General features: G+C 62.7%; 4 protein-coding genes. All 4 read left to right on the plus strand.

All coding sequences use genetic code 11. The annotated features are described in order from the left end of the window. The coding region (locus ACP5EL_RS09505; protein ID WP_428402274.1) for a hydrogenase iron-sulfur subunit at positions 1–1,296 on the plus strand (1,296 nt) is incomplete at its 5' end. Next, positions 1,296–2,642 carry a 4Fe-4S binding protein gene (locus ACP5EL_RS09510; protein ID WP_428402275.1) on the plus strand — a complete coding sequence of 449 codons (1,347 nt, stop codon included), beginning with the start codon at positions 1,296–1,298 and terminating at the stop codon, positions 2,640–2,642. The genes ACP5EL_RS09505 and ACP5EL_RS09510, both read left to right, overlap by 1 nt. Continuing rightward, positions 2,639–3,325: a 4Fe-4S dicluster domain-containing protein gene (locus tag ACP5EL_RS09515; protein ID WP_428402276.1), complete on the plus strand. Its 687-nt coding sequence runs from the start codon at positions 2,639–2,641 to the stop codon at positions 3,323–3,325. The genes ACP5EL_RS09510 and ACP5EL_RS09515 overlap by 4 nt, the downstream gene beginning before the upstream one ends. Then, on the plus strand, positions 3,322–3,878 hold a 557-nt coding region (locus tag ACP5EL_RS09520; RefSeq protein ID WP_428402277.1), incomplete at its 3' end, for a heterodisulfide reductase-related iron-sulfur binding cluster. The genes ACP5EL_RS09515 and ACP5EL_RS09520, both read left to right, overlap by 4 nt.

Genomic DNA, 3,878 nt, shown 5'->3' on the forward strand with positions numbered 1-3,878 from the left:
GCGGGCCCCACCGGCGGCGAGGTGGTGAGGCCGTCGACGGGCCAGGTGGCCAAGTCGGTCGCCTTCCTCCAGTGCGTCGGCTCCAGGGACGAGACGGTGGGTAACCCCTACTGCTCCCGGGTCTGCTGCATGTACGCCCTCAAGAACGCCCAGCTGATCAAGGAGAAGTATCCGGATACGGAGGTCTCCATCCACTACATCGACCTTCGGGCCGGGGGCGAGGGGTACGAGGAGTTCTACATCCGGGCCCAGAACCTGGGGATCAACTTCATCCGGGGAAGGGTCTCCGAGGTGGAGGAGGTGGATGGCCAGCTACGGGTCAACTACGAGGACACCCTCCTGGGCGGCTTCAGGTCCAAGCCCTACGACCTGGTCGTCCTATCGGCGGGCCTCGAGGCGAACCAGGACGCGGACGTGGTGGGAAACCTCCTGGGCCTATCCAAGCGGCCCGACCGGTTCTTTGAGATCGCCCACCCCAAGATGAGGCCGGTGGAGGCCCATATCGACGGAGTCTTCATAGCGGGATGCGCCTCGGGCCCCAAGGAGATTCAGGTCTCCATCGCCCAGGGGGAGGCCGCGGCGGCCAAGGCGATGAGGCTTCTCTTGAGAGGGGAGCTGACCCTGGACCCCGTCGTGGCCATGGTGGACCAGGAGAAGTGCATCGGCTGCAAGCTCTGCGTCGAGACCTGCCCCAGCAAGGCGATCTCCGTGGACAAGACCGCCTTCGTCGACGAGGCGGCCTGCAAGGGATGCGGGACCTGTGCCGCCGCCTGTCCCGTCGACGCCATCGAGATGACCCTCTTCTCAGACGAGCAGATCCTCTCCCAGGTGAGGGCGGCGACTGCGGTCAAGGGGCAGTACCCCTTCATCGTGGGGTTCCTCTGCAACTGGTGCAGCTACGCGGGTGCCGATTTAGCGGGTACCTCACGTATCCAGTACCCGACTAACATGAGGGCGATCCGGGTGATGTGCGCAGGCAGGGTTGACCCCGCCTTCGTCATCGAGGCCCTGAAGGGCGGGGCGGACGGGGTTCTCATATCCGGGTGCCGCCTCGGCGAGTGCCACTACAATAAGGGGAACTATCAGGCCCGCCAGCGGATCCAGGTTCTGAAGGGAGTTTTGGAGGGAGTGGGGATCAACCCCGGCAGGGTCAAGATCATCTGGTGTGCAGCGAGCGAAGGCGAGATCCTGGCGAAAGAGGTGAGGACCTTCGTCCGAGAGCTGAAGGATATGGGGCCGGTGGGTACAGAGCTTGCGGCCCTTCGGGCGCCAGAGACCGCGGGAGGCGATAGCTGATGGCCATGGAGATCGAGAAGGAGATGGAGGTCGAGGGATCACACATCAAGTCGATCCAGAGGTCCGAGGACTCGGTGAAGGTCCTGGACTACGACTACAAGAAGTGCGTAGGCTGCGGGATCTGCGTAGACCTCTGCCCCACCAAGGCCCTCTCTCTGGGGCCGGTCATCGAGATCGCCACCGGCCTGGACGCGCCGCCGGTTCTGATCGACCTCGACAAATGCGTCTTCTGTGGGATGTGCGCCGCCTTCTGCCCCGTCGACGCCTATAAGATGACCGTGAATGACAAGGATTACAGGGAGCTGGAGGAGTACCCTCACCTCTTATCAAAGGCCGAGCCGAACGAGAGGTGTCTGCCTTGCGCCCTCTGTGAGCCGGTCTGCCCCACAGAGGCGATCACCGTAGTCTTCTACCCCACCCGGGACGTCTTCGGCCCCCTCCGGGAAGAAGAAAGGGGGGAGGGTAAGGGGAAGATCGAGGTCGATCCCGAGAAGTGCAATTTGTGTGGGAAGTGCGCCAAGTTCTGCGAGGCCTTCCTCCTCACGGAGAAGGAGCCGAGCCCAACAGACCTCAAGCCCTTCGAGCAGCTTCTGGTCGACGAGGACCTCTGCGACCACTGCGGCCTCTGTGTGGGGATCTGCCCCGAGGAGGCGATCAAGGTGGAGGGGACGCCTTTGGAGCTGGAGGAGGAGTTTGAGTTTTCCGGGGAGATCGAGGTCGACCAGGATAGGTGCATCGGATGCGGAAGGTGTCTATTGGTCTGCCCCTACCAGGCCATGGAGATAACCAAGCCCTTCGAGGGCGATATAAGGCTGGTCGAGAAGCAGCTCCCCCTCTGCGACCCCATGGGCTGTCACGCCTGCTTCAACGTCTGTCCCGCCGACTGCTGGTACGTAGGCGAGGACGGCAAGGTCAGGGTGGCGAAGGATCAGTGCATCTTCTGCGGGGCCTGCGCCAACGCCTGCCACTGCCTGGCCATAGAGGTGGATAGATCCAAAGTCACTCATACGAATGTGTTGGAGACGCCCTGGGCCGAGGAGTGGAAAGAGGCGATCTCCTCGGTCGTCACCAAGTCCAGGAGGAGGCCGGACCTCTCCGGGATCGTCCTGCCCCCGGAGATCGAGAAGGTCCCCATACCCGAGATCGAGGCGCCAGAGAGGGACCCCGACCTCCTCTCGAAGATCAACCGGGCCCTCTCGGACGTGGAGGCGGTGATCAACAAGCCGAAGGTGAGGTTCGTCTGGGAGAGAGACGAGATCAGTGAAGCGAGCGGGAAGATCGGCGAGAGGATCAAGAAGGCCAAAGCGAAGGCTGCGGCCGAGGCCGAGGGGGGTGATGGAAAATGACGGAAATGGCGAAGACGGAGACGACGGCGGCGACCGCGGCCATGACCGCCGAGGGGGAGAAGTTCAGAGATCGAGTCTTGGCCCTCGCCGGAGACGAGGTCAAGACCTGCATCCAGTGCGGGACCTGCTCCGCCAGCTGCCCCACCGCCTCCCTGATGAATGTCCCCATAAGAAAACTGATCAAGCTCGTCCTGGAGGGAGAGAAGGAGGCGGCTCTCTCGAGCAGGTCGATCTGGCTCTGCACCTCCTGTCTCTTATGCACCGTCCGCTGCCCGAGGAACATCAGGCCGATGGCGGTCGTCGCCGCCCTGAAGACGATCTACGAGGAGGAGGAGGAGGGCTTGAAGTGCAAGGACTCGGTCTTCGAAGGGATCTTCGCTCGCCAGATAAGGGATTACGGAAGGATATCGGAGTTTCTCCTCTCCGCCGAGTACATGATCCGTAGCCCCAGCTCTGCGGCCCAGATCATGGCCTTCGGCGCAGAGCTCGTCCCAAAGGGGAAGATCGAGCTGAGCTTCGAGGCGGCCAGAGGAGAGAGGATCGAGGGGACCGAGGAGGTGAGGCGGATCTTCGAGCTTCTCGGAGACGAAGAAAGAGCGAAAGCTGAAAAGGTCGAAGCAGCCGAAGCTGGAGAGACTGAGAAGGCCAGTGAGGCCGAAGAAACAAAGGAGGCTCCGAAATGAAGCTCGCATACTACCCCGGATGCGTGGCCCGGTCGACGGGAAGAGAGTACGAGATCTCGACCCTGGCGGTCTGCCGGGCCCTGGGGGTAGAGCTGGAGGAGATCGACGACTGGAACTGCTGCGGCGCAACCCACGTCTCCAACGAGGTCGTCTCGACGGCTCTTGCCGCAAGAAACCTGGTCAGGACCAGCTTGCCGGTGATGACCTCCTGCTCGATCTGCTACAGCAGGCTGCGGGCGGCGATGATCCGCCTCGGTGACCGCCATATGAAAAAGAGGGTGAACGAGGCCCTGGAGGTGAAGTACGAAGAAGAAAAAGAGGTCCAGCACGTCATCGAGACGATCACAGGAGCCCTCGACGAGGCCGAAAACCCCGAGGACATAGTCGTCCGGCCCCTGGCGGGGCTGAAGGTCGCCCCCTACTACGGCTGCCTCCTCACCCGCCCCGGTGGAGGGATCGACAGCCCCGAGAACCCCTCGATCCTCGAAAACCTCATCCGTACCCTGGGCGCGGAGCCGACCGACTTCCGGCTGAAGATGAAGTGCTGCTGCGG

Origin of the sequence: Methanocrinis sp., assembly GCF_049974945.1 — an archaeon.
Taxonomy (GTDB): Archaea; Halobacteriota; Methanosarcinia; order Methanotrichales; family Methanotrichaceae; genus Methanocrinis.

Bases quoted from the DNA above. Each gene is read 5' to 3' on its own strand.
- ACP5EL_RS09515 (WP_428402276.1), top strand. From the start codon at position 2,639: ATGACGGAAATGGCGAAGACGGAGACGACGGCGGCGACCGCGGCCATG.
- ACP5EL_RS09510 (WP_428402275.1), top strand. From the start codon at position 1,296: ATGGCCATGGAGATCGAGAAGGAGATGGAGGTCGAGGGATCACACATC.